The sequence below is a fragment of the Nocardioides sp. cx-169 genome, assembly GCF_021083605.1.
Taxonomy (GTDB): Bacteria; Actinomycetota; Actinomycetes; order Propionibacteriales; family Nocardioidaceae; genus Nocardioides.
On record NZ_JAJNRO010000013.1, the window covers coordinates 1 to 25440 of the forward strand.

The 25440-nt window shown below is 71.5% G+C and carries 19 protein-coding genes; 7 read left to right on the plus strand and 12 right to left on the minus strand.

Annotated features, from left to right (window positions below):
• Window positions 1–119 precede the first annotated feature (119 nt).
• The 6 genes from LRP67_RS16795 to LRP67_RS16820 form a co-directional block, all read right to left on the minus strand.
• Window positions 120–1178 carry a sugar ABC transporter substrate-binding protein gene (locus tag LRP67_RS16795; protein ID WP_231271314.1) on the minus strand — a complete coding sequence of 353 codons (1059 nt, stop codon included), beginning with the start codon at window positions 1176–1178 and terminating at the stop codon, window positions 120–122.
• Window positions 1179–1454: 276 nt separating this feature from the next.
• Window positions 1455–3977 (minus strand): bifunctional FO biosynthesis protein CofGH, encoded by a 2523-nt coding sequence (locus tag LRP67_RS16800; protein WP_231271315.1) that lies wholly within the window; start codon window positions 3975–3977, stop codon window positions 1455–1457.
• Window positions 3978–4055: 78 nt separating this feature from the next.
• Window positions 4056–6227, minus strand: a complete 2172-nt coding sequence (locus tag LRP67_RS16805) for an MMPL family transporter (protein WP_231271316.1) — start codon at window positions 6225–6227, stop codon at window positions 4056–4058.
• A 174-nt stretch (window positions 6228–6401) separates the two neighbouring features.
• Window positions 6402–8258, minus strand: a complete 1857-nt coding sequence (locus tag LRP67_RS16810; RefSeq protein ID WP_231271317.1) for a long-chain fatty acid--CoA ligase — start codon at window positions 8256–8258, stop codon at window positions 6402–6404.
• A gap of 76 nt (window positions 8259–8334) precedes the next feature.
• Window positions 8335–9483, minus strand: a complete 1149-nt coding sequence (locus LRP67_RS16815; protein ID WP_231242128.1) for an acyl-CoA dehydrogenase family protein — start codon at window positions 9481–9483, stop codon at window positions 8335–8337.
• 92 nt (window positions 9484–9575) lie between these two features.
• A complete protein-coding gene (locus tag LRP67_RS16820) occupies window positions 9576–10604 on the minus strand; it encodes an LLM class F420-dependent oxidoreductase (protein ID WP_231271318.1) in 1029 nt (342 codons plus the stop codon).
• Between the two features lie 167 nt (window positions 10605–10771).
• Here LRP67_RS16820 and npdG point away from each other — a divergent pair, with 167 nt between their 5' ends.
• Window positions 10772–11455, plus strand: a complete 684-nt coding sequence (gene npdG, locus LRP67_RS16825) for an NADPH-dependent F420 reductase (RefSeq protein ID WP_231271319.1) — start codon at window positions 10772–10774, stop codon at window positions 11453–11455.
• Between the two features lie 26 nt (window positions 11456–11481).
• On the opposite strand, the gene LRP67_RS16830 is transcribed toward npdG, so the two are convergent.
• The 5 genes from LRP67_RS16830 to LRP67_RS16850 are packed head-to-tail and all read right to left on the minus strand — an operon-like array spanning window position 11482 to window position 17050.
• Window positions 11482–13233: an ABC transporter ATP-binding protein gene (locus tag LRP67_RS16830; protein WP_231271320.1), complete on the minus strand. Its 1752-nt coding sequence runs from the start codon at window positions 13231–13233 to the stop codon at window positions 11482–11484.
• Window positions 13230–14969 carry an ABC transporter ATP-binding protein gene (locus LRP67_RS16835; protein ID WP_231271321.1) on the minus strand — a complete coding sequence of 580 codons (1740 nt, stop codon included), beginning with the start codon at window positions 14967–14969 and terminating at the stop codon, window positions 13230–13232. The genes LRP67_RS16830 and LRP67_RS16835 overlap by 4 nt, the downstream gene beginning before the upstream one ends.
• A 52-nt stretch (window positions 14970–15021) precedes the next feature.
• Window positions 15022–15564, minus strand: a complete 543-nt coding sequence (locus tag LRP67_RS16840; protein ID WP_231271322.1) for a YbaK/EbsC family protein — start codon at window positions 15562–15564, stop codon at window positions 15022–15024.
• Between the two features lie 23 nt (window positions 15565–15587).
• Window positions 15588–15854: a hypothetical protein gene (locus LRP67_RS16845; RefSeq protein WP_231271323.1), complete on the minus strand. Its 267-nt coding sequence runs from the start codon at window positions 15852–15854 to the stop codon at window positions 15588–15590.
• The gene (locus LRP67_RS16850) at window positions 15851–17050 is read right to left on the minus strand and encodes a PspC domain-containing protein (protein WP_231271324.1); all 1200 of its coding nucleotides are present in this window, start codon (window positions 17048–17050) and stop codon (window positions 15851–15853) included. Before LRP67_RS16850 ends, LRP67_RS16845 begins: the two co-directional genes overlap by 4 nt.
• A gap of 143 nt (window positions 17051–17193) precedes the next feature.
• Here LRP67_RS16850 and LRP67_RS16855 point away from each other — a divergent pair, with 143 nt between their 5' ends.
• The 6 genes from LRP67_RS16855 (at window position 17194) to pcrA (ending at window position 24201) form a co-directional block, all read left to right on the plus strand.
• A complete protein-coding gene (locus LRP67_RS16855) occupies window positions 17194–18486 on the plus strand; it encodes a PspC domain-containing protein (RefSeq protein ID WP_231271325.1) in 1293 nt (430 codons plus the stop codon).
• Window positions 18479–19171, plus strand: a complete 693-nt coding sequence (locus LRP67_RS16860) for a response regulator transcription factor (protein ID WP_231271326.1) — start codon at window positions 18479–18481, stop codon at window positions 19169–19171. The genes LRP67_RS16855 and LRP67_RS16860 overlap by 8 nt, the downstream gene beginning before the upstream one ends.
• Window positions 19172–19261: 90 nt before the next feature.
• Window positions 19262–20701, plus strand: coding sequence for an APC family permease (locus tag LRP67_RS16865; RefSeq protein ID WP_231271327.1), 1440 nt, complete (start codon window positions 19262–19264; stop codon window positions 20699–20701).
• Between the two features lies 1 nt (window position 20702).
• Window positions 20703–21167: a universal stress protein gene (locus tag LRP67_RS16870; protein ID WP_231271328.1), complete on the plus strand. Its 465-nt coding sequence runs from the start codon at window positions 20703–20705 to the stop codon at window positions 21165–21167.
• Between the two features lie 92 nt (window positions 21168–21259).
• A complete protein-coding gene (locus tag LRP67_RS16875) occupies window positions 21260–21616 on the plus strand; it encodes a hypothetical protein (RefSeq protein ID WP_231242113.1) in 357 nt (118 codons plus the stop codon).
• A 203-nt stretch (window positions 21617–21819) separates the two neighbouring features.
• A complete protein-coding gene (gene pcrA / locus LRP67_RS16880; RefSeq protein ID WP_231271477.1) occupies window positions 21820–24201 on the plus strand; it encodes a DNA helicase PcrA in 2382 nt (793 codons plus the stop codon).
• A 128-nt stretch (window positions 24202–24329) separates the two neighbouring features.
• Here pcrA and LRP67_RS16885 read toward each other — a convergent pair whose 3' ends face one another.
• The gene (locus LRP67_RS16885) at window positions 24330–25370 is read right to left on the minus strand and encodes a M23 family metallopeptidase (RefSeq protein ID WP_231271329.1); all 1041 of its coding nucleotides are present in this window, start codon (window positions 25368–25370) and stop codon (window positions 24330–24332) included.
• Window positions 25371–25440 lie beyond the last annotated feature (70 nt).

Here is a 25440-nt window from a genome sequence, read left to right on the forward strand (position 1 = left end):
GCCCCACTCCCCTCAGATGGGTTGTTGGGCGCCCCGTCGGGGGTCGGGGCGGTGGGGGGCCCGCACGCCGATCGGAGCAGTGCCCCGGCGATGGCCGGGACGTTCTTCAGGTCAAGCGGTCAGGAGATCCCGGCCTCGGTGCACATCGCGGCGTACTCGCCCGAGCACACATCCTCCATCTTCTGGCCACCGTCGGCGATCACGTCGCCCACGTTCTCCTTGGTGATGGACTGCGGCTCCAGCAGGATCGAGGGGACCTCGCTGTCGTCGGAGGAGTCGACCGTGGTGCCGGTGGTCTCGGCCTCATCGCCGTTGACCAGGGCGATGGCGGTCTCGGCGAGGGCGTTGGCCTCCTGCGTGGCGGACTTGTAGACCGTCATGCACTGGGTGCCCGCGAGGACGTTCTGCAGGCCCTCGACGGTGGCGTCCTGACCGGTGACCGGGACCTTGCCGGCCAGGCCGTTGCCCTCGAGGATGCCGATGGCGGCGCCACCGAGACCGTCGTTGGCCGCGAGCACGCCGTCGACCTTGCCGTCAGCGGCGGTGTACAGCTGCTGGAAGATCGTCGCCGCCTGCTCGTTGTCCCAATCGGGGACGGCCTGCTCGCCGACGACCTTGAAGTTGGTCATCTCGTCGAGCACGCTGTGCGCGCCCTCGGCGAAGAGCGTGGCGTTGTTGTCCGTGGGCGAGCCGTTGAGGTAGACGATGTTGGCCGCCTTGTCACCGAGGCAGTCCGCGAGGCCCTGACCCTGCAGCTCGCCGACCACGGTGTTGTCGAACGACACGTAGTACTCCGCGGAGCCGCCCAGCGTGAGGCGGTCGTAGTCGATGGTCGCGACGCCGGCGGTCTTGGCCTTCTCCTGGATGGCGGCGCCGGACTCGGAGTCGAGGTTGACGATCGCCAGCACGGTCACCCCGTCGCCGATCATGGTGTCCGCGATCTGTGTCATCTTCCCCGCGTCGCCCTCGGCGTTCTGGATCACCGCGTCGACGCCGGCCTTCTTGAAGGCGGCCTCGAGGGCCGGGCGGTCGGCGGTCTCCCAGCGGACCGACGACTCGGTGTCGGGCAGGATCACACCGACCTTGCCCTCGGCGGCGCTGCCGCCCCCGCCACCCCCGCTGTCGTCCGAGGCCTCGTCGTCATTGCCGCACGCCGACAGGGCCAGGGCGACGCCCATGAGACCTGCGACTACCACACTGTGCTTTCGCTTCACGCGAACCGCCTCCTCGCGGTGTTGCGGCGCGGTCTCCCGCAAAGAAGTTGCGCCTGTTTGTTGTTCCGCACAACATAAGCAGTGACGCCGGTCACGTCTACCCGGTCGCAGAAATGTGTCCTGTTTGTGTCCGGACGCGGCGGAGGACTGGTCTGGACCACGCTGGCGCGGTCAACTGTCGTCAGCTAGCGAACCGAGTTTGTTGTCTGGTACGCCGTTGGGCCGGGGGTGCCGGGTCGCTCAGCGCGACGCGTACAGCGTGGTGCGCTCGCGGACCGGGCGGCCGATGCCGGCACCGATCTCCTCCAGCTCGGCCACGGTCTTGGCGGAGCCGTGCTCGGAGCCCGCCATGCGGGAGATGGTCTCCTCCATGAGGGTCCCGCCCAGGTCGTTGCACCCGGCGTTCAGCATGGCCTGCGTGCCCTCGGTGCCGAGCTTGACCCAGGAGGTCTGGATGTTCGAGATCCGCCCGTGCAGCAGGATCCGGGCCATCGCGTGCACCGCCAGGTTGTCGCGCATCGTGGGCCCCGGGCGGGCCACACCGGCGAGGTAGATCGGGGAGGAGGTGTGCACGAACGGCAGCGGGACGAACTCGGTGAACCCGCCCGTCTCGTCCTGGATCCGGGTGAGCACCCGCAGGTGGTTGACCCAGTGGCGCGGATTGTCGACGTGGCCGTACATCATCGTCGAGGTGGTCGGGATGCCGACGCGGTGCGCGGTGGAGACCACCTCGATCCAGGTCCGGGTGGGGAGCTTGCCCTTGGTCAGCACCCAGCGGACCTCGTCGTCGAGGATCTCCGCGGCGGTGCCGGGAAGCGATCCGAGGCCGGCCTCGCGCGCCTTGATCAGGAAGTCCTCGATCGACAGCCCGGTGCGCGCGGTGCCGTTGACGACCTCCATCGGGGAGAAGGCGTGCACGTGCATGTCGGGGATGCGGCGCTTGACCGCGGCCACCAGGTCGACGTAGGCCGTCGCGGGCAGCTCGGGGTCGATCCCGCCCTGCATGCAGACCTCGGTCGCGCCCAGGTCCCAGGCCTCGGCCGCGCGATCGGCGACCTCGTCGAGGGACAGCGTGTAGGCGTCCGCGTCGGTGCGGCGCTGGGCGAAGGCGCAGAAGCGGCAGCCGACGTAGCAGACGTTGGTGAAGTTGATGTTGCGGTTGACGACGTAGGTGACGGTCTCGCCCACCGCCTCGCGGCGCAGGTCGTCGGCGAGCCGGGTGACCTGCTCGAGCAGCGCTCCCTCGGCGCTCATCAGCGTGTAGGCGTGCTCGTCGGAGAGGTTGCCGGGGTCTGCCTCCGCGGCGGCCATCGCCTCGCGGCCCTCCGCGTGCAGCACCGCCGGCGCCCCGGTCGTCCCGGCGGCCTCCTTGATCGAGCCCCAGTCGCCGTAGACGTCGGCGAAGTCGGAGCGGCGGTCCTCGCTGCGGCCCCCGCCGGGTCCCTCAGCGTCGACGGCGACATGAAGATCGGTGCGCCCCACGCTCGCGAAGCCCCCGTCGGGCTCCTGCCACGGCAGCCCGACGGGCCGTACGCCGGGGCGCGCGAGGCCGTCGTCGGTCGCCAGCGCGGCGACGTGGGCCGAGATGCGCGGGTCCAGCCACGGCTCGCCCGCGCGGACGTACTCGGGGTGCACGGTGAGCCGGGCGCGCAGGTCGAACCCGCACTGCGCCGTGATCTCCCGCAGCCGCTCGAGTGAGGGCCAGGGGCGCTCGGGGTTGACGTGGTCGGGCGTCAGCGGCGAGACCCCACCCCAGTCGTCCACCCCGGCGTCGAGCAGTGCCCGGCACTCCGTGAGATCGACGAGGTTGGGCGGCGCCTGGACCCGCGCCTTCGGTCCGAGCACGAGGCGGGTGACCGCGATGACCGCGCGGTACTCGTCGAGCCCGAGGTCGTCGGCATGGCGCATCGCGGTGTCGGGCTTGGCGCGGAAGTTCTGGACGATCACCTCCTGCACGGCTCCGAACTGGGTGGCGACCTTGCGCAGCGCGAAGATCGTCTCGGCCCGCTCCTGGAGCGTCTCGCCGATGCCGACCAGCAGCCCGGTCGTGAACGGGATCGAGAGCCGGCCGGCGTCCTCGAGGACTCGCAGGCGCACCGCGGGGTCCTTGTCGGGCGAGCCGTAGTGGGCCTCGCCCTTGGTCTCGAACAGCCGCCGGCTGGTGGTCTCGAGCATCATCCCCATCGACGGCGAGACCGGCTTGAGCCGGTTCATCTCCTCCCACGACATGACGCCGGGGTTGAGGTGGGGCAGCAGCCCGGTCTCCTCCAGCACCCGCACCGCCATCGCGCGGACGTAGGCGAGCGTGGAGTCGTAGCCCTTGGAGTCCAACCACTCCCGCGCCTCGCGCCAGCGGTCCTCGGGTCGGTCGCCCAGCGTGAACAGCGCCTCCAGGCACCCCAGCTCGGCGCCCTGATGCGCTATGTCGAGGATCTCGTCGGGGGACAGGAACATCTCGTGGCCGGCCCGGCGCAGCTGGCCCGGCGACTCCACGAACGTGCAGTAGTGGCAGCGGTCGCGGCACAGCTTGGTGACCGGGATGAACACCTTGGGGGAGTACGTGACCACCCCGCGCCCGTCCGCCTGGCGTCCGGCCGCGACCAGGCCGGCGTCGCGCACTCGCCCGGCCGCCGCGGTCAGCCGGTCGAGGTCCTCGCCCCGTGCCGCCAGCAGGACCGTCGCCTCCGCCACGTCCAGCGCGGCCGCCCGCTCCGCGCGCGCGAGGGCGCGACGGATCTGCTGGGGGGTCGGCTGCTGGGTCACTGCGCCCAGGATAGGCACGCGCGGGCCGGGGGAGACCCCCGGCCCACCGGGTGGAACCGGGCGCCACGCGCCCGTCGTTCAGACCGGGACCTTCTCCGTCGCGCCCGGCGCCTCGGCGGGGCTGACCTCGTGGCCGGCTCGGTCCAGCGTGCTCGGCCACCAGATCCTGCCGCCCAGGTCAAGGTTGATGGCGGTGACCAGGACCGAGCGGACGATCATGGTGTCCAGCAGGACCCCGAGGGCGACCGCCACCCCGAGCTGGGCCAGGAAGACCAGCGGCAGCGAGCCGAGGACCAGGAAGGTCGCCGCGAGCACCACGCCGGCGGAGGTGATCACCCCGCCGGTCGAGGCGAGGGCGATCAGCGAGCCGCGTCTGGTCCCGTGGTTGACGGTCTCCTCGCGGACCCGGGTCATCAAGAAGATGTTGTAGTCGATCCCGAGGGCGACCAGGAAGACGAAGGCGAACAGGGGGAACCCTGGGTCGGCGTGGGCGAAGCCCTCGTTGACCTCGAAGAGCCCGATCCGGGTGAACACCTCCGAGAAGATCAGGGCGGAGATCCCCAGGGCGGCGCCGAACGACAAGATCACGGTGCCGATCAGGATCAGCGGCGCGACCAGGGCCCGGAGCAGGATCATCAGGATCAGCAGCACGACGGCCAGGACGATCGGGATGATCACCCGGTTGTCGCGCTCGGAGGCGATCTTGGTGTCGAGGTAGAAGGCCGAGCCGCCGCCCACCAGCGCGTCGGCCCCGTCGATGCTCGACGCGGCCTCGCGCGCCTCCTCCACTGCGTCGAAGGAGGCGGTCGAGGACATGTCGCTCTCCAGCGTGGCGGTGAAGAACGACCGCCCGTCCCCGATGTCCTGGGGCTGGCCGGCGTCGCCCAGCCCGTCGACGTCGGACAGGGCCTGCGCCACATCCGGCGCCCGGTCGCTGTCGGCGACGACCTGCACGGTGTTGGAGGTGTCAGCGAGGCCGTGCTCCGCGAGCAGCTGCTGGCCGGCGATGGAGTCGAACTCCTGGGTGTACTGCTCGTCCTGGGCGAGTCCCGACGGGTCGAGCTTGAACAGGCCGAGGCAGGCGAGCAGCAGCAGCCCCGTCGTCACCATCCACACCCGGCGGGGGTGGGGGCGGATCCAGCGGCCGACCCTGGCCCAGAACCCGGTGCCCGTGGGCTCGGCGGAGCCGAAGGTGGGCCGTCTCGGCCAGAAGATCCACCGGCCGCAGATCACCAGGAGGGCCGGCAGCAGGGTCACCATGACCAGGAAGGTCACCGACACCCCGACCGCCAGCACCGGACCGAGCCCAGCGGTGGAGTTGAGGTCGGAGAACACCAGGCACAGCAGGCCGATGACCACGGTGGCGGCGCTGGCCAGGATGGCCGGCGTGGCCCGGTGAAGGGCGACGGCCATGGCCTCGTGGCGGTCCTCGTGGCGGCGCAGCTCCTCGCGGTAGCGCGCGACCAGGAGCAGCGCGTAGTCGGTGCCGGCGCCGATCACCAGGATGCCGAGGATGGCCTGGCTCTGGCCGTTGACCGTGAGGTCGGCGTACTTGGCCAGCAGGTAGACCACCCCGCCGGAGATCATGTAGGCGAAGACGGCCGAGATGATCGGCAGCAGCCACAGGACGGGGCTGCGGTAGGTGAACAGCAAGATGACGACCACCACGATCAGGGTGGCGAAGATCAGGTTGGTGTCGATGCCCTCGAAGGCCTCCGACGCGTCGGCGGCCTGCCCGCCCGAGCCGGCGAGGTGCACCGTCGCCCCGTCGAGCTGGGCGATGTCGCGCACCTCCGCCGCGGCGTCGGGCATCTTCATCCAGCCGTCGTCGCCGAAGTTGAACGTGAAGGCCAGGTTGGCGACCTCGCCGTCCTCGGCGACCAGCTGGACGGGCACGCCGGCCTGCTCGGCGGTGTGGGGGGAGAGCACCCCCGCGTCGGTCACCCCGTCGATCTCGGCGATCTCGGCCGCCTGCTCGTCCATCGCCGCGAGGTCCTCGTCGGTGAGCCCGCCCTCGCGGTGGTAGACGACCAGGGTCTGGATGTCGTTGGGGTCGACCGTGCCGGTGAGCTCCTCCAGCACCTTGGTCGACTCGGCCGACTCGGGGAGCCAGGAGGAGGCCTCGTTGTTCTGCACGTCGACGAGCTGGGCGTTGAGCGGGGCCATCAGCCCGACGATGACGACTGCTCCGGCGAGCACGATCCACTTGGTGACCTTGCTGGTGAGCCTGCCGGCGATCTGACGATGCATGAGGGGGAGCCTCTCAGTGGGCGCGGACGGTCCGCATCAGGGATGTCCCCGATCAGACTCCGGGGTCGCCGCCAACTCATCGGCGACCCCGCGTGTGACCTGCGGTTGCTCTCCTGACCCCGGGGCGGTCACGCTGTGACCCGCCGGGCGCACTGGTCTGGACCAGTCGGGCACTCAGTCGTAGAGGCGCTCCAGCACGTCGGAGTACTTCTGGTTGACCACCCGACGCTTGAGCTTGAGGGTCGGGGTCAGCTCCTCGGACTCCGCGGTCCACTCCACGGGCAGGAGCTCGAAGGCCTTGACCTGCTCAGGACGCGAGAGCCGCTCGTTGGCGGAGTCGACGGCCGCCTGGGCCATCGCCAGGATCTCCGGCCGCTGCGTCAGGTCGGCCAGATCCTGGAACTCCACGCCGAGCTGCTGGGCCACCGCCGGTGCCACCTCGGAGTCCAGCGTGAGGATGGCGACGACGTACGGCCTGGCGTCGCCGACCGCCATCGCGTGGCCGATGATCGGCGACTCCTTGAGGTAGTTCTCGATGTTGGACGGCGCGATGTTCTTGCCCGCGGAGGTGATGATCAGCTCCTTCTTGCGATCCACGATCGAGAAGAACCCGTCCTCGTCGACGGTGCCGATGTCGCCGGTGTGGACCCACCCGTCGTCGTCGATGAGCGCGCGCGTCGCCTCCTCCTGCCGGTGGTAGCCGGAGGTGTTGACGGGGCCGCGGACCAGCACCTCGCCCTCGTCGCCGAGGCGGAGCTCCATGCCGGGCGTGGCCCTGCCGACGGTGCCGAGCTTGAAGCCGCTGGGCCCGTTGGCCGTGACGGCGCCGCAGGTCTCGGTCATTCCGTAGACGTCGTAGACCTTGAGCCCGAGGCCGGCCATGAACCTGGCGACCTCGAGCGGCATCGGAGCGGCTGCGGAGGCTGCCCAAGTCACCTGGTCGAGGCCGAGCAGCAGCTTGAGGAAGCCCAGGATCGCGGCGTCGGCGGCCTGGTAGGCCTCTTCGATCTCCGGGGTCATCGTGGCGCCGTACTCCTGTGCCTCCACCCAGGCCAGCGCGGCGGCCATCGACTCCTGGACCATCTTCACGTTGGCGGGGTCGGGGTCGGCCGCGAGCTTCGCGGACAGGCCGGTCTTGATCTTCTCCCACACCCGCGGCACGCCGAAGAACGCCGTCGGGTGCACCTCGCCCAGGGCGGCGAGGAGCTCGCTGGGGTCGCCGATGCAGTGGATGTGGCCGCCGACGACCTGGGGTCCGTAGATGCCCAGAACCCGCTCGGCGATGTGGGCGAAGGGCAGGTAGCTGACCTGGCGCTGACCGCCTTCCAGTCCGGCCGCCTCGAGGGTGCTGAGCGCCTCGTAGAGCACGTTGAAGTGGCTGAGGACCACGCCCTTGGGGTGGCCGGTCGTGCCCGAGGTGTAGAGGATCGTCGCCGCCGAGTCCGGGGTCAGCTCGCCTCGGCGGGACTCGACCTCCTCGGCGTGGTCGGCGCGGTAGGCGCGCCCTGACGCGACCAGGTCGGCCCAGGTCGTGAAGCGGTCACCCTGGGGCGCGGCGGCGGCGTCGATCACGACCACCTTGCGCACGCTCCCGGACTCGTCGAGGGCGCGACCCCAGCGGGCGAGGTGGTCGGCGTTCTCCAGGATCACGACGGTCGGCTCGGCGTGGCCGGCGACGTAGGCGACCTGCTCGGCGGAGAGCGTGTTGTAGATCGACATCGGGGTCGCGGCGGCGTGCACGCTGCCGAGGTCGGCCAGCACGTGCTCGATGCGGTTGGTCGCCATCACGGCGACGGTGTCGCCGGGGGCGACGCCGAGCTCCATCAGGCCGGCCGCGACGTCCAGGGCGGCCTCGTGGACCTCGCGCCACGTCAGCGTGCGCCAGGCCTCGTCGCCGACCCGGTGGTGCCGGTCGGAGTACGCCGGCTGGTCGGCATGCTCCGTCACCGTCCGCAGGAGGGCGTCGGCCAGGGTCTGGCCGGCGATGGCCGCCTCGATGCGGGCGCGCTCGGCCAGGACGTCGTTGCTCATCGGGTCTCCTCGGGGTCGGCTGCCGCCAGTGTGGCGTGGGCCACACTCCCGGACAAGGCCCGGCGACGAACCCCGCTCAGATGCCGAGGCTGCGCCCGATGATCTCCTTCTGGATCTCGGTGGTGCCGCCGTAGATGGTCTGGATCCGGCTGTCGACGAAGGCCCGGGCGATCGGGTACTCCATCATGTAGCCGTAGCCGCCGTGCAGCTGGACGCCCCGGTCGACGATCTTGGTCTGGAGCTCGGTGGTCCACCACTTGGCCATCGAGGCCAGCGTGGTGTCGACGTCGCCGGCGTTGAGCCGCATCACGCAGTCGTTGACGAACACCCGGGCGATATGGGCCTCCGTCGCCATCTCCGCGAGCATGAAGCGGGTGTTCTGGAACTTGCCGATCGGCCTGCCGAAGGCCTCGCGCTCCTTGGCGTAGTCGAGACACAGCCGCAGCACGTGCTCGCAGGCCGCCACCGCCATCGTGGCGATGGAGATCCGCTCCTGCGGCAGGTTCACCATCAGCGAGATGAACCCCGAGCCCTCCTCGCCGAGGAGGTTCTCCTTGGGCACCTCGACGTCGTTGAAGAACAGCTCGGCGGTGTCCTGCGCCTTCATGCCCACCTTGTCGAGGTTGCGGCCGCGCTCGAAGCCGGCCATGCCCCGCTCGACCACGAGCAGGCTGATGCCCTGGTGCCCGGCCTCGGGATCGGTGCGGCAGACCACGATCACCAGGTCGGACAGGATGCCGTTGCTGATGAACGTCTTGGAGCCGTTGAGGACGTAGTGGTCGCCCTTGTCGACGGCACTGGTCCGGATGCCCTGCAGGTCCGAGCCGGCACCGGGCTCGGTCATCGCGATCGCCGAGATCAGCTCACCGCTGACCAGGCCCGGCAGCCATCGCCGCTTCTGCTCCTCGGTGCCGAGCTGGCTGATGTACGGCACGATGATGTCGGTGTGGACCGGGAAGCCGGGTCCGCTCGCGCCGACGCGGCACATCTCCTCGGCGACGATCATGTTGTAGCGGAAGTCCTTGACCCCGGCGCCGCCGTACTCCTCCTCGACGTCGAAGCAGAGCAGCCCCTGCTGGCCGGCCTTCGCCCACACCTCACGGCTCACCTGGCCGTCGCGCTCCCACTCCTCATGGTGGGGGACGACCTCCTTCGCCAGGAAGGAGCGCACGGTGGCGCGGAAGTCCTCGTGCTCCTGCTCGCAGATGGTCGGGCTGTCGGGCATGAGGCCTCCGTGGCGTGGCGGGTGGGTCGTCTCGTCCCGGCTTACTGTGACACCATCACTGTCACGATTCAAGGGCGCGCTAGGCGCGTGGGTCAGCTGATCCACTCCTTGACCTGGGCGATGGTGGCGGCCGGATCGTCGGAGGCGGGGGAGACCGAGAGGCTCGTGACGCCGGCCTCGGCGAAGGCGGCGACGCGCTCCTTGACGTAGGACGCCGGGCCGACCAGGTTGCCGGCCTCGAGCCACTCGAGGGGCACCAGGGCCTCGGCGTCGCGCTTGTGGCCGTCGAGGTAGAGGTCCTGGATCTGCTTGGCCTCCTTCTCGTAGCCGTACTGGCAGGCGAGGTCGTTGTAGAAGTTCTTGCCGCGGGCGCCCATGCCGCCCACGTACAGCGCGTACATGGGGCGCATGAAGTCGAGCATCCCCTTCACGTCGTCGCCGATCGCGACCATGCCGCCCGCGTTGATCTGCAGCGGGCCGAGCTCGGGGGAGCGCTTCGCCGAGCCCTTGGCGAGGGCGTCACCCCAGACGTCCTTTGCCTTCTCGGGGTGGAACAGGAACGGCAGCCAGCCGTCGGCCACCTCGGCGGCCATCGCGACGTTCTTGTCACCCAGTGCCGCCACCCACAGCGGGACCGAGGGCCGCTCCGGCCGGTTGAGGAGCTTGAGCGGCTTGCCGAGACCGAGGCCCTGGTCCGCGGGGAGGGGGAGCGTGAAGATGCCGTCGTGGACGAGGGCCTCGCGTCGCAGGCCCATCCGGATGATCTCGATGATCTCGCGGGTCCGTCCCAGCGGCTTGTCGTAGGGCAGCCCGTGGAAGCCCTCGATGACCTGCGGGCCGGAGGCGCCGAGGCCGATGACGGCCCGGCCGCCCGACACGTTGTCGAGACCTGCCGCGGTCTGCAGCAGCGCCCCCGGCGTGCGCGAGTAGACGTTCAGGATGCCCGCGCCGATCTCGACGGTCTCGGTCTTGGCCGCCAGGTAGCCCATGAGGGTGGGCGCGTCGAAGCCGTAGGGCTCGGCCACCCAGATCGTGTCCAGCCCGGCCTTCTCCAGCGACGCCACCTGGTCGGCGGACTCGCGCGGGTTGCCGGCGTAGACGAGCGGCATGGACAGCTTCATGGGGTCCCCTGGGGTCGGCGTGGATGACACCGCCACTGTGACAAGGCCGTTGTCACCAAGGCAAGCGGGGGTCGTCGCCGGCATCCGAGGGCCGACCACGCGGCGGGGGCGGACCGGGCCGGTGAGATAGTGCTGACCCACCCGTTCCGACCCCGAGGAGTCCTCCCGTGTCGACCTACCGCATCGCCGTGATCGGCGGCACCGGACCCCAGGGCAGGGGCCTGGGCTACCGCTTCGCGCGCCACGGGCACACGGTCGTGCTCGGCTCGCGCGCCGCCGAGAAGGCCGTGCCCGTCGCCGAGGAGGTCGCCTCGCGCCTGGTTGGCGTCGAGGGCGCGGGCGAGGTCACCGGGGCGGCCAACGCCGACGCTTGCGCCGCGGCCGACGTCGTCCTGCTCGCCGTGCCGTACGACGGTCACGACGAGCTGGTCGCAACGCTGCCCCTGGCCGGCAAGGTCGTGGTCTCCTGCGTCAACCCGCTGGCGTTCGACAAGCAGGGCCCGCACGGGCGGATCATCGACGACGGTGCGGGATCCGCGGCCGAGTCGGCCCAGCGGATCGCTCCCGACTCGACCGTGGTCGGTGCGTTCCACCACGTCTCCGCGGTGACGCTCTGGGGAGACCGGGAGGTCATCGACGACGAGGACGTGCTGGTGTGCGGCGACTCCGCCGACGCGAAGGCGGTGGCCATCGAGCTGGCCCGCAGCGTGACCGGCCGCGACGGCATCGACGCGGGCGCGCTGCGCCTGGCGCGGCAGCTGGAGCCGTTGACCGCCGTTCTGATCTCCATCAACAAGCGCTACAAGGTGCACTCCGGGATCCGCATCTCCGGGCTGTCGGGTCACGCCTGACCTGACGTCGTCGCCCCGATCGGGCGTCAGTGCCGCCCGTTCCAGCTGTCCCACAGCGCGGCGTACGAGCCGCCGGCCGCCACCAGCTCGTCGTGCGAGCCCAGCTCGGAGACGACGCCGTCCTCGACGACCGCGACCCGGTCCGCGTCGTGCGCGGAGAACAGCCGGTGCGCGATCGCGATGACCGTGCGGCCCTCGAGGACGGCCGCGAGCGAGCGCTCCAGGTGCCGCGCCGCGCTGGGGTCGATCAGCGACGTGGCCTCGTCCAGCACCAGCGTGTGGGGGTCGGCGAGCACCAGCCGGGCCAGGGCGATCTGCTGTGCCTGGGCCGCGCTGACGGGCCGGCCGCCGGACCCGACGACCGTGTCGAGCCCGTCCGGCAGGGCCTCGACCCAGTCCAGCGCGTCCACGGCCGCGAGCGAGGCCCGGATATCCTCGTCGCTCGCCCCCGGGGGTGCGGCCAGGGCGAGGTTCTCGCGCAGGGTGCCGACGAAGACGTGGTGCTCCTGGGTCACCAGTGCGACGTGGCCGCGCAGCTCCTGCAAGGGCAGCTCGACGAGCCCGACACCGCCGACGGTCACCGATCCGGTGCGGGGTGGGTGGATGCCCGCCAGCAGTCGGCCCAGCGTCGACTTGCCGGCGCCCGACGGACCCACCATGGCGATCCGCTCGCCGACACCGACGCGCAGGTCGACGCCGTGCAGCACGTCGCGCCCTTCGACGTAGGAGAACCGCACGTCCCGCGCCTCCAGCTCCTCGCCGTCGGGGCGCGCACCCGAGACCGTGCGGTCGTCGGGCACCTGCGCCACGCCGAGCAGCCGGGCCAGCGAGGCGGCGCCCATCTGCAGCTCGTCGAGGATCGAGACGATGCGGTCGACCGGGTCGATGAGCATCTGCACGTAGAGCGTGGCCGCCGTGACGTCACCGAGGGAGACCTGCCCCTGGGTGTAGAGGTAGCCGCCGAAGAGGAGCGTGGCCACGGTCGGGATCAGGTAGCTGATCTCCATGGAGGGGAAGAAGACCGTTCGCAGGTGCAGGGTGTAGCGCTCGGCCTCGTAGGACTCCGCGATGTCGCGGTCGATGGCAGAGATCCGCTCCTCGCCCAGGCCCAGGGCCTCGACGGTGCGCGCGCCCTCGACGGTCTCGGTGAGGGACGCGTTGATGGCGGAGTACGACGCGCTCTCGCGCAGGTAGCCGTCCTTGGCGCGGGCGAGGTACCAGCGCAGGCCGATGACCAGTGGCGGCACGCCGAGCAGGCACGGCAGGGCCACCCACCAGCCCACGCTGATGGCGGCGGCGAACGTCAGCACGGCGGTGACCACGGCGATCGTCCACTCCGGCAGGGCCATCCGCACCGACCACCCGAGCTGCTCGACGTCCCGACTGGTGCGGGTGAGCAGGTCGCCGGACCCGGCCGACTCGACGACGCCCACCGGCAGGGCCAGGGCGTTGCCGACGAAGTCCTCGCGCAGCTCGGCGAGCACCTGCTCGCCGAGGACCTGACTGACGTAGCGCGCGAAGCGCGTCAGCACCGTCTGCAGGATCAGGAAGCCCGCCAGCAGCGCGACGACCCGGTCCACATGACCGACGGTGGTGCCCTGCTCGACGGCCTCGACGAGGTCGCCGAGCAGGCGCGGTGCGGCCAGCGCGGCGGCGGCGGCCAGGACGTGAAGGGAGAGCGCACCCCAGACCAGGCGGGGGTGGCGGCGCACCAGCGCCCGCACGTAGCGGCGCATGACGCCGACGCCCGCGACGGGCAGGGTGGTGCCGGCGCTCATGGCAGGCCGCCCGCGACGACGAGCTCGGTCTCGCGGGTGACCACGGCCCGGTAGCGGGCGTGGGTGCGCAGCAGCTCGCCGTGGGTGCCGGTCGCGACGACCACGCCGTCCTCCAGGAAGGCCACCTCGTCGACGGCGTCGAGCATGAGCGGGCTGCTGGAGGTGACGACGGTGGTGCGGCCGGCCCGCTGCTCGCGCAGGCGGCTCGCGATCCGGGCCTCGGTGTGCGCGTCCACCGCGGAGGTCGGCTCCACGAGCACCAGGACCTCCGGGTCGAGGGTGAGCACCCGGGCCAGCACCAGGCGCTGTCGCTGACCTCCAGAGAAGCTGCGACCGCGCTCGGTGACGACCGTGTCGAGCCCCTCGGGCAGCGCCGCGAGGATGTCGTCGGAGGACGCCGTCGCCAGCGCTCGCGCGAGCTTCCCGTCGTGTCGCGCGGTCCCGGTGAGGTCGAGGCGGTCGGCGAGGCGCCCGGAGAAGAGCGTCGCGCCCGTGTCGGACACCACGATCCGGCGGCGTACGTCGGTCCGGCTGAGGGCGGTCAGCGCGACGCCGCCGAGGCTGACGTCGTCGTCGACCTCGGCCGCGCAGAGGCCCAGCCGGTCGGCGAGCGCCGCCGAGTCGTCGGGCTGCTCGCTGACGACGGCGACCAGCGAGCCGGGGCGCACGCGCAAGCCGCTGCGGCGGTCGTGCAGCTCGCCGCCTGGAGCGGGGGGCTGCGCCGGCACCTCGGGCTCGACGACCTCCGGGGTCAGCGCCAGGACACGGCACACCCGGCGGGCGGAGACCCGCCCGCGGATGAACTTGTTGGCGTACTCGGTCGCCGTGCGCAGCGGGATCATCAGGAAGGCGGAGTAGCCGTAGAACGCCACGAGCTCGCCCGGCGTGATCGTGCCCGCCACGGCGTACCGGGCGCCGATCGAGACGATCACCACGACGAACAGGCCGGGCAGGAAGACCTGCAGGGCCTCGAGCACCGACTGCAGTTTGGCGACCTCGACGCCGGCGCGGCGGGTGGTCTGGCTCTCGCGGCGGTACCGGTCGTGGAAGACCTGCTCGCCGCCGATGCCGCGCAGGACCCGCAGCCCGCCGACGATGTCGGTGGCGGTGTTGGACAGGTGGCCCATCAGCTCGCGCTGGCGGGTGCTGCGCCGCTGGAGGGGGGCGAGCAGCGGTCCGACCAGGAGCATCAGCAGCGGCACACCGAGCAGCACGACCAGCCCGAGCGTCACGGAGGTCTGCAGGAGGATCACCGCGACCAGGAGGAAGGAGACGACGGCGCCCGCGAAGCGTGCGCTGACGTCCATGACCTGGCCCAGGTGGGAGATGTCGCTGGTGCCGATCGCGACGACCTCACCGGTCGAGACCTTGCGGGGCAGCGTGCCCCCGAGATGGACGGTGTGCCGGGCGACCAGCTGGACGGTCGTGTAGGCGGCGGTGAGCCAGTTGGTCACCGCGAACCGGTGTCGCATGATGCCGGCGGCGGCCTGCACCAGGCCGATCAGGGCGAGCAGCCCGGCGTAGCGCAGGAGAGCGTCGCCGTCGCCGTCGGCAACCCCGCGGTCGATGGCGCGGCCGATGACCGCGGGCATGACCGCCTGGGCGCTCATCGAGACGATGCCGAAGGCCATGCCGCCGGCGAGGGTGCGCCACTGGCTGTGCGCGAGCCACCACAGGAACCGGTCGGGAGACCGATGATCCGCGATCCCGGGATGGTCGAGGGGGAGGCGGCGCACTTACCGGAGAGTACGGTCCGCGAGGCCCCCTCCGCGAACCGAAAGACCGCTGTCAGCGTGCGAGGTCCGTCACTGTCTCCGCGCCGGGCAGCAGGGCCAGCAGCTCGCCGGGCAGCAGCAGCTTGGAGCCCCTCGTCCCGGAACCGATGACGGCCGTCTCGATCGCGGTCGCCCGCTCGTCCACGAGCACCCGCCATGCCTGCGGCAGGCCGAGAGGAGTGATGCCGCCGTACTCCATGCCCGACTCCGCGACCGCGCGCTCCATCGACAGGAAGGAGCACTTGCGCACACCGAGCAGCCGGCGCACGACGTTGTTGATGTCGGCGCGGGTGTCGGCGCGCACGACGCAGGCCGCCACCCGCTCGGCCCCGTCGCGACGTCCGGCCACGACCACGCAGTTGGCGCTGGCCTCGGGCGGGACGCCGTAGGCCTCACCGAAGGCCGCGGTGTCGGCCAGCTCCGCGTCGATGGGCGTGACCGCCAGCGAGCCGGCATGGGGCCAGGCCGCCAGCGCCGCCGCCACCGGGGGAGCGAGCAGGTCGGGGTGGTCGGCGGCAGGCAGGGGCCGCAGGGTTCCGAGGGTCGGCAGGGTCACGGGCCGATCCTGCCAAGGCCTCCCTAGTGGCCGCCATCCTCGGGCGCCACCCAGCCGGTCTGGCGGACGGCGTGACGGCGCCGGCCGGTGACGGCCACGGCGGCCAGTCCGGCCGCTCCCGCCACCACCCACGGGACCGGCAGGAGCCAGCGCACGTCGGCGCCCTCGACCACGTCGTTGGCGATCAGCGACCAGACCAGCGCGAGGCCCAGGAAGGCGATGCCCATGACCAGGTGCCCGACGTTGACGGGGTGCCGACCGGACTCGGCGGGCTCGTGGATCTCGCTCATCGGATGCTCCTGCGGGTGTCGACCACGATCTCGCCGAAGGTGACCTCGGCGTCGATGTGGAGAAGGGGGGCGTCGTCGCCGCCGTCGTGGAAGTGGCTGTCGGAGCCGTCCCGGTCGTCACCGAAGAGGGCGGTGCGTCCCCCGGCGTCGATGACCGCGTCGGCGTCGACGTCGAGGCCGTCGGGCACGATCACCTGGATCCGACCGAAGGTCGACTCCAGGTCGATGGTGCGCCCATCCAGGGCATCGAGGTCCTGGACCTCGCGCAGGTCGAGGACGATCTCGCCCGCGGTGGTCTGGTAGCGCGCGTCGACCTGGGCCGCGGTCTGCGGGGTCTCGCGGAGCCGGCCTCCCTCGAGCTCCTCGGCGACCGTCGACCCGGCCGTGACGAGCGCCGCCACCAGGCCGACGGCGATCAGCCCACCGGCGCGGCCGTAGAAGGCGCCGAGGAGCAGCATCGCGCCGGTGATCGCCAGCGCGAGCGCCGGGTAGCTGGAGTCGGTGACCGTCGCGCCGGCCAGGTCCACGATCCCCAGCACCCCCTCGGCGAGGGCGATCAGGGCCAGGGTGAACCAGAACAGCAGCGGGCCGCGTCGGCGCGGGCGAGGCGGCACGGGCGCCGGGACGTACGTCGGGTACGCGGCGGTGGGGTAGCTGGGGGCGGGCGCGCCCGGTGCGGACCCGGGTGCGGCGTAGGGAGTGGTCCCCGGGGCGGTGGCGGGTGCGGCAGAGGGCGGCGGGGAGACCGGTCGGTCCCCGCGCAGGGCCATGACGGCCACCGCGACCAGGCCGAGCACCGCCAGCGGCCACGGGAAGCCCCAGCCACCGAGCGAGTCGCCCACCAGGGCGAGGGCGGCGACGAGGCCGGCGACCCACAGCGCGAACGTGCGGCTGCGCTCGTCGAGCCGCACGGTCGCGTCCTGGGTGCGCTCGTCGGGCACCAGCAGCCAGCACGCGCCGTACCCGATCAGGCCGGCGCCGCCGAAGAACGACAGCACGACGAACGACACCCGCAGGATGGTCGGGTCGATGTCGAGGTGGCGGGCCAGCCCGCCCGCGACCCCGGCGATCTTGCGGTCGTAGGCGGAGCGGCGCAGGCGTCCCAGGTCGCGGATCTCGTCGCGGGTGACGCGCGGGCCCTCCTGCGCGCCGGGGTCGCCGGGTCCCGAGGGGGCGACGGGTGGTGTCGTGGTCATGGCTCCAGCCTGCTCTGGGTCCGGACTCCCCGCCATCGGGGACGACCCTGATCCTGGCACGCCGTGGACCCTGCGGCCTCAGGGTCGGACCGGGGTCGAACCTCATGTGCCGGGGCCGCCGCCTGTGTGACGATGAATCCACGATGAGCACCGCCCCTGCGCCGCCCCGGCCCGAGCTCCGACCGGAGGTCCGCCGCGCCTTCCGCGACACCCACGAGCCGGTCATCGGCGGCGTGGCCGCCGGTCTGGCGCGCCACCTCGCGATGCCGGTGCTCTGGGTGCGCGTCGCGTTCGTCGTGACCGCGGTCATGGGCGGCCTCGGCATCTTCCTGTACGCCGGCCTGTGGCTGATGCTGCCGGCCGAGCCCCACTTCACCTCGCAGGCGCCCGGGCTGGAGAGCGCGACCCGAGGCGGTCGGCGCCCCCACCGGATCCGCCGCCTCACCGACGTCGGCCCGGTGATCGCGCTGTCCGCACTCGGGCTCGGCGCCATCCTGGTCGTGCAGGCGGTGTTCGGCGACGGGGCCGTCGTCTGGCCGGTCGCGATCGGGATCGTCGGGGTGGCCCTGCTGTGGCGCCAGGCCGACGAGGCGCAGCGCGAGCGGTGGCAGGACAGCACCGGCCGGGTGGACCCGCTGCGGGTGATCTTCGGCAACGGCGGCTGGGCGTCGTACGCGCGGGTCGGCGCCGGCGTCGTCCTGCTGCTGTCCGCGTTCTTCATCTTCGGCTTCGACAACGGCTCTCTGCAGCAGGCCCGCGGCGCCCTCATCGCGGGCGGGCTCGGCGTGGTCGGGCTGCTGCTGGTCGTGGGTCCGTGGGTCTTCCGGCTGGCCTCGGAGCTCACCGACGAGCGCACCGAGCGGATCCGCACCCAGGAGCGCGCCGACGTCGCGGCCCACCTGCACGACTCGGTGCTCCAGACCCTCGCGCTCATCCAGAAGAACCCCGGCGACGCGGCCACGGTGGCCAGGCTGGCGCGCGCCCAGGAGCGTGACCTGCGGGCCTGGCTCTACGCCGGTGAGGCCACCGACGAGCGCAGCCTGGCCAGCGCCCTGCGCGGCGTGGCCGCCGAGGTCGAGGATGCCCACGGCATCTCCGTCGACGTCGTCAACGTCGGCGACTGCGACATGGCCGAGCCGCTGCGGCCCGTCGTCGCCGCGGTCCGCGAGGCGCTGACCAACGCGGCCAAGCACGCCGGGACCCCGCGCGTCGACGTGTACGCCGAGGTCACACCGGGCGCCGTCGACGTGTTCGTGCGCGACCGCGGCCCGGGATTCCACCCCGACGCTGTCCCCGAGGACCGCTACGGCGTACGGCACAGCATCATCGACCGCATGCAACGACACGGTGGCACCGCCGAGATCCGCTCCGGCGACGCCGGCACCGAAGTCCGGCTGCACCTGCCTCGCCCCGTCCAGGAGGAACCCGATGCTTGACCCGACCCCCGTGCGCGTCGTGATCGTCGACGACCACGCCATGTTCCGCAGCGGCGTCCGCGCCGAGCTGGTGGGGGTCGGCGCCGGCCAGGTGGAGGTGCTCGCCGAGGCGGCCGACGTCGACGAGGCCATCGCGGCGGTCCTCGCCCACCGGCCCGATGTCGTCCTGCTCGACGTGCACCTGCCCGGCGGCGGCGGCGTGGAGGTCATGCGCCGGCTCGCACTCTCCCCGGCCGCCCCGACCACCGAGGCCTCCGAGGCGCGACCGACCCGCTTCCTCGCGTTGTCGGTCAGCGACGCCGCCGAGGACGTCATCGGCACGATCCGCGGTGGCGCGCGCGGCTACGTCACGAAGACGATCACCGGCGCCGAGCTGGTCTCCGCGATCCGGCGGGTGGCGGACGGCGACGCGGTGTTCTCCCCGCGGCTGGCGGGCTTCGTGCTCGACGCCTTCGCGGGCTCCATCGAGGTCGCGGCCGTGGACGAGGACCTGGATCGCCTCACCGAGCGTGAGCGCGAGGTCATGCGGCTGATCGCGCGCGGCTACTCCTACAAGGAGGTCGCCAAGGAGCTGTTCATCTCGATCAAGACCGTCGAGACCCACATGTCGTCGGTCCTGCGCAAGCTGCAGCTCTCCTCGCGCCACGAGCTGAGCCGCTGGGCCTCGGAGCGCCGGCTGCTCTGAGCGACGCGGAGCCCCGATCGCCACCGGGGGTTTGGGGGACGAGCGGAGGGGTATGGGGGCTTGACGCATCGCCCGAACCAGGAGGCCCCTGTGAGCACTGCGAGTCCTGACACCACGGCAGAGCCCGAGGGCGACGAGGAGCTCAAGCGCACCATCACCGGTCGCCTCCTCTTCTTCTACACCCTCGGCGACGTCCTCGGCTCGGGGATCTACGTCCTCATCGGCCTGGTCGCCGCGGCGGTGGGCGGCGCCTTCTGGATCGCCTTCGCCATCGGGGTGTCGGTCGCCGCGATCACCGGGTCGGCGTACGCCGAGCTGGTGACGAAGTACCCCCGGGCGGCGGGCGCGTCGCTCTACGTCAACAAGGCCTTCGGCAACCGCCCGCTCACCTTCCTGATCACCGTCTCCTTCCTCGCCGCGAGCATGGCGGCGTCCGGCTCCCTGGCGGTGGGCTTCGCCTCCTACTTCGACACGCTCTGGTCCGGCCCGCCGGCCCTGATCGTGTCCCTGGTGTTCGTGGCGCTGCTCGTGGTGGTCAACTTCATCGGCATCACCGAGTCGGTGTGGATGAACATGCTGATGACCTTCGTCGAGGTGGGCGGCCTGCTGATCGTGCTCCTCATCGGCATCGTCTACATCTTCCAGGGCGACGCCGACTTCGGCGTGCTCACCCAGATCGACACCTCCGGCGACTACGGCAACTTCGCGCTCGCGATCCTGGCCGGCATCTCCTTCTCGTTCTTCGCGATGACCGGCTTCGAGAACACCGCCAACGTCGCCGAGGAGACGGTCGACCCCTACAAGGCGTTCCCGCGCTCGCTGGTCGGCGGCATGATCGTGGCCGGGCTCGTCTACGTCCTGGTCTCGATGGCCGCCGCCCTGACCGTGCCGACGGAGACGCTGGCCACGTCGGACGCCGCGCTGCTCGAGGTGGTCGAGGCCGGCATCCTGCCCATCTCCACCAGCTTCATGAGCACGCTGTTCTCGGTCATCGCGCTGATCGCCATCACCAACACCACGCTGGTCACCATCGTCACCCAGCCCCGCGTGCTGTACGGGATGGCTCGTGAGGACGTTGTTCCAGCGGTGTTCGCGAAGGTCCACCCCACCCGGCGCAGCCCCTGGGTGGGCCTGATCTTCTCCGGTGCCGTCGTCGGCGCGCTGCTGGTCATCGGAACCCTGGTCACCGAGGCCGGCGGCGGCATCGACCTGGTCGGTCGTCTTGCCACAGTCACGGTCGTCCTGCTGCTGGCGATCTACGCCCTCGTGATCGTCGCCTGCCTCAAGTTGCGCGGGCGCGACGAGGACGGACCGTTCTTCCGCGCCAACACCCCCCTGCTGGTCTTGGGGCTGATCGGCAACCTGGCGATCCTCTACTTCACGATCTACGACGACCCCGGCTCGCTGATCTGGTGTGCGGGCTTGCTCGGAGTCGGCCTCGTGCTCTTCCTTGCGGAGTACTTCTTCGGCAATCGGGACCGACCGAACGACATCGAGCCCGGCTCCGCCGCGGCGGATAAGGAGATCTGACATGCATGTCATCGTCGCCACCGACGGGTCCCGCCAGTCCTTGGCCGCGGCCAAGCACCTCAAGTCGTTCGCCGACCCCCAGAAGATCACCACGATCTCGGTGGTCGCCGTGATCCGTCCCTACGCCGCCGTCGCGTTCGCCGACGACCTGGCTCCTGTCGGCAAGGGGGGCGCGACGTTCGACTCGCTGTCGTTCCGGGCCGCTGCCGAGAGTGCTACCGAGGGCGTCGCGAAGGTCTTCGAGGGGTGGGGCCCCAAGGTGCAGACCCGTATCCGCAGCGGCTCGCCCGCGGCCGAGATCATCAAGGCCGCCAAGCAGTACGAGGCCGGCCTCGTCGTCGTCGCCGCAGGCAGCCGCGGCCTCAGCGACACGGTCCTGCTCGGCAGCACGGCCCAGCGCGTCCAGCACTCCGCGCCCTGCCCGGTGCTCGTCGTACGGCCGGCTCCACGCAAGCGGAAGAAGTAGCGCCGGCCGTCGCCCTTGACGTGGGTCACGCGGCGGGGCGGCGCAGAGGGAGCCGCCGCCCGGCGGCCGCGGCCGATCACTAGGGTTCGGGCATGGAGACCTTGCGCCAGATCCTTCTGATCATCCACCTGCTCGGGTTCGCCGCGCTCTTCGGCGGTCTCATCGTGCAGGCGGGCTCCGCGACCAAGGTCGTCAACGGGGCCATGCGCGACGGCGCCGGCACCGCCTTCCTCGCCGGCCTGGCCCTCGTCGGCGTCCTCGAGGCCGGTGACGGCGACGTCAACCACGCCAAGGTGGGGGTCAAGCTCCTCATCGGCCTGGTCGTGCTGATCCTGGTCATGGCCAACCTGCGCAAGGAGCGGATCCCCCAGGGCCTCTGGCTCGGCCTCCTCGCCCTCTCCGTCGCCAACGTCGCCGTCGCCGTCCTCTGGTCCTCCGCGCACGCATAGTGCCGGGTGGCCCCAGCGCATGTCATGCGTTGTCGGTTGCTCTTCCACGTCGAAATATCAACGTGGAAGACCTCGCCATGACGTGTGACCTGCCCCGGACCGCCGCCGACACCAACCCCGGGGGTGCGCGCACGTAGGCTGGGCGCAGGATGAGTACGCCGTCGTCAGCAGCAGCCCAGGCAGCCCAGTTCGCGTTCCCCGGCATGGACCGGCACACCGCGGAGGAGGCCCGCACCTCCCCTCGTGGACCGTCGCGCGAGGAGCTGCTCGAGGGGCTCAACGAGCCGCAGCGCGCGGCCGTCACCCATGCCGGCAGCCCGCTGCTCGTGGTGGCCGGAGCGGGGTCGGGCAAGACCCGCGTGCTCACGCGCCGCATCGCCTGGATCATCTCCGAGCGCAAGGCCCACCCCGGCTCCATCCTCGCGATCACGTTCACCAACAAGGCCGCGGGCGAGATGAAGGAGCGCGTCGAGGAGCTGGTCGGCAAGCGTGCGCGGATCATGTGGGTCAGCACCTTCCACTCCGCCTGCGTCCGGATCCTGCGCAAGGAGATCGACAAGCTCGGCTTCAAGTCGAGCTTCTCGATCTACGACGCCGCCGACCAGAAGCGCCTGATGAGCCTGGTCATCAAGGACCTCGACCTCGACGCGAAGAGGTTCCAACCTGGCCCGGTGCTCCACTGGGTCAGCAACCACAAGAACGAGCTGCGCGACCCCGAGGAGGTCGCCAAGGACACCCACAACCACGTGGAGGAGCAGTACGCCGCGGCGTACGCGCTCTACCAGCGACGCCTGCGCGAGGCCAACGCCCTCGACTTCGACGACCTGATCATGATGACGGTGCACCTCCTGCAGGCCTTCCCGGAGGTCCGTGAGACCTATCGGCGCCGGTTCCGCCACGTCCTGGTCGACGAGTACCAGGACACCAACCACGCCCAGTACGCCCTCATCCACCAGCTCTGCGCCGACAACCCGGAGCTGGTGGAGGGCGAGGAGCGGGTCGAACCGGCCGAGCTGATGGTCGTCGGCGACGCCGACCAGTCGATCTACGCGTTCCGCGGCGCCAACATCCGCAACATCATGGACTTCGAGCAGGACTTCCCCAACGCCACCTCCATCCTGCTCGAGCAGAACTACCGCTCCACGCAGACCATCCTCACGGCCGCCAACTCCGTCATCGGTCACAACAAGGGACGCAAGCCCAAACGGCTGTGGTCCGACGCCGGAGACGGCGAGCGGATCGTCGGGTACGTCGCCGACGACGAGCACGACGAGGCGCGGTTCGTGTCGGAGGAGATCGACAAGCTCGTCGACGCGGGCGGCCGGGCCGGCGACGTGGCGGTGTTCTACCGCACCAACGCCCAGTCGCGGGTGTTCGAGGAGGTGTTCATCCGCACCGGCCAGCCCTACAAGGTGGTCGGGGGAGTGCGCTTCTACGAACGGCGCGAGGTCCGCGACGCCCTCGCCTACCTGCGGATGCTCGCCAACGCCGACGACCAGGTGTCGCTGCGCCGGATCCTCAACACCCCCAAGCGGGGCATCGGCGACCGGGCGGTCGCCTGCGTCAGCCTGCTCGCCGAGCGCGACGGCCTGACCTTCTGGGAGGCGCTGCGCCGGGCCGACCGGGCCCCGGGGCTCGCCACGCGCTCGCTCACCAACATCAAGGCCTTCGTGGCGATGGTCGAGGAGCTGCAGTCGATGGTGGAGGCCGGCGAGCGCGCCGACGTCATCCTCGAGTCGGTGCTCGCCCGCTCCGGCTATCTTGCCGAGCTCGAGGCCTCCGACGACCCCCAGGACGCGACCCGTCTGGAGAACCTCGCCGAGCTCGTCGCGGTCGCCCGCGAGTTCTCCGACGACCCGGTGCCCGGTCCCTCCGCCGACCCCGCCGACGTCGATGCCGGTCTGGTCGCGCCCGGACTCGTGGACTTCCTGGAGCGCGTCGCGCTCGTCGCCGACACCGACCAGATCCCCGACGACGACGGAGACCAGGGTGTGGTGACGCTCATGACGCTCCACACCGCCAAGGGCCTGGAGTTCCCGGTGGTCTTCCTGACCGGCCTCGAGGACGGCGTCTTCCCGCACGCCCGCTCGCTCGGCGACCAGCCCGAGCTGGAGGAGGAGCGGCGCCTGGCCTACGTCGGCGTCACCCGCGCGCGCGAGCGGCTCTACATCTCCCGTGCCGTGGTCCGCTCCGCCTGGGGTGCCCCCTCGCACAACCCCGGCTCCCGGTTCCTCGACGAGCTGCCGGTCGACCTGGTCGACTGGCGGCGCACCGAGGCGGCCCAGAGCCGCTGGGGGCGGCCCAACCTCGCGGAGGGCTCACGGGCGAGCATGAGCTCGCCGACCGCGGCGGGCCGGCGCAACTTCTCCTCGGCCGCCGCCCGTGCCGACGCCGCGTCCAAGGCCAAGCCCGCCCGGGAGATCCCCTCGCTGGAGCCGGGCGACCGGGTCGTCCACGACTCCTTCGGCATGGGCACCGTCGTCGCGCTGGAAGGCAGCGCCGACAAGGCCGTGGCCTCGATCGACTTCGGCTCCGAGGGCGTCAAGCGGCTGCTACTGCGCTACGCGCCCGTCGAGAAGCTGTGACCGTGCCGAGCCTGCGAGGCACGGGCACAGCTTGATGGTCGTCGAGCGAGCCGCGCGACCGAGCCTGCGAGGTCGCGACCGGCGTGTCGAGACGCCGTAAGCCGAAGGGATCGATCCCCGGAAGGACGTCAGAAGGTCGCGCCGTGGACCAGGAAGGCCTGGTACGGGTCGACCGGGTCGCCGCCGCCCGGGCGGACCTCGACGTGCAGGTGCGAGCCGGTGACGTGGCCGGTGGTGCCGACCGTCCCGATGGTCTCGCCGGCGCGGACGACGTCGCCCTCGCTGACGACGATGTCGGTCTGGTGGCAGAACCAGATCTCGGTGCCGTCCTCGAGCGTGAGCACGGTCTTGTTGCCGTAGGCGCCGTCGTAACCGGTGGACGTGATCACGCCGTTGGCCACCGCGTAGATCGGGTCACCGGTCTCGCCGTTGAAGTCGAGGCCGGTGTGGTAGCTCGACCAGAGGCCGTACTCGCCGTAGCGGGCCGTCAGGCTGATGTTGTCGAGCGGCATCACCCAGCGGTTGAGCGCGATCTCGCCGGCGCGGGCCTCGGCCTGCTTGGCGAACTGCGCGAGGGCGGCGTTGCGCTGCTTGGCCTGCTGCTCGGCAGCGGCCACGAGCTCGTTGTCGGCGGTGTCGGCGAGGGCGTCGCGGCGCGAGTCACGGCTGACCTGCTGCTCGCGGTCGCCGAGGAACACGCTTCCGGTGCCGCTGGCACCGGACAGGGCGCTGGCCTGACGTACGCCGGTGTCGGCGCTGGCGGTCAGGTCGGGACCGGTCGAGGTGAGGGCCCCGCCCACGGCGACGGCCAGGGTGGCGACGCCGACCAGCACCGGCACCGAGGGGAGGCCCTTGTACAGGGGGCCACGGGAGCCGGCGTGCTTGACGGCCTTGCGGGACCCGGGCGCTCGGCGGACCACCACGACGGGGATCTCGGCGGTGCGCGCGGCGGCGGCCTCGACGGCCACGGACTCGAGCACCTCGGTGCGGGGCTCGGCCTGGGCGACCGGCTCGACCGGCCGCGCGACGCGGCGACCGACGTAGGTGCTGGGCCCGTCGACGGCCTGCGACTCACCAGACTGGCTCCGGGAGTGGCTGCTGGAATGACTCGTGGGAGTCGCCGAGGGTCGACGGCGCGAGCCGCTTCGATCCGCCCGGTGGCTACCCATGAATAGTCGCTCCGTGTCGTTGAGGGGTGTCGCGCTCGGTCATCGGCGCGCGCCTGATGGGGCCCGGCGA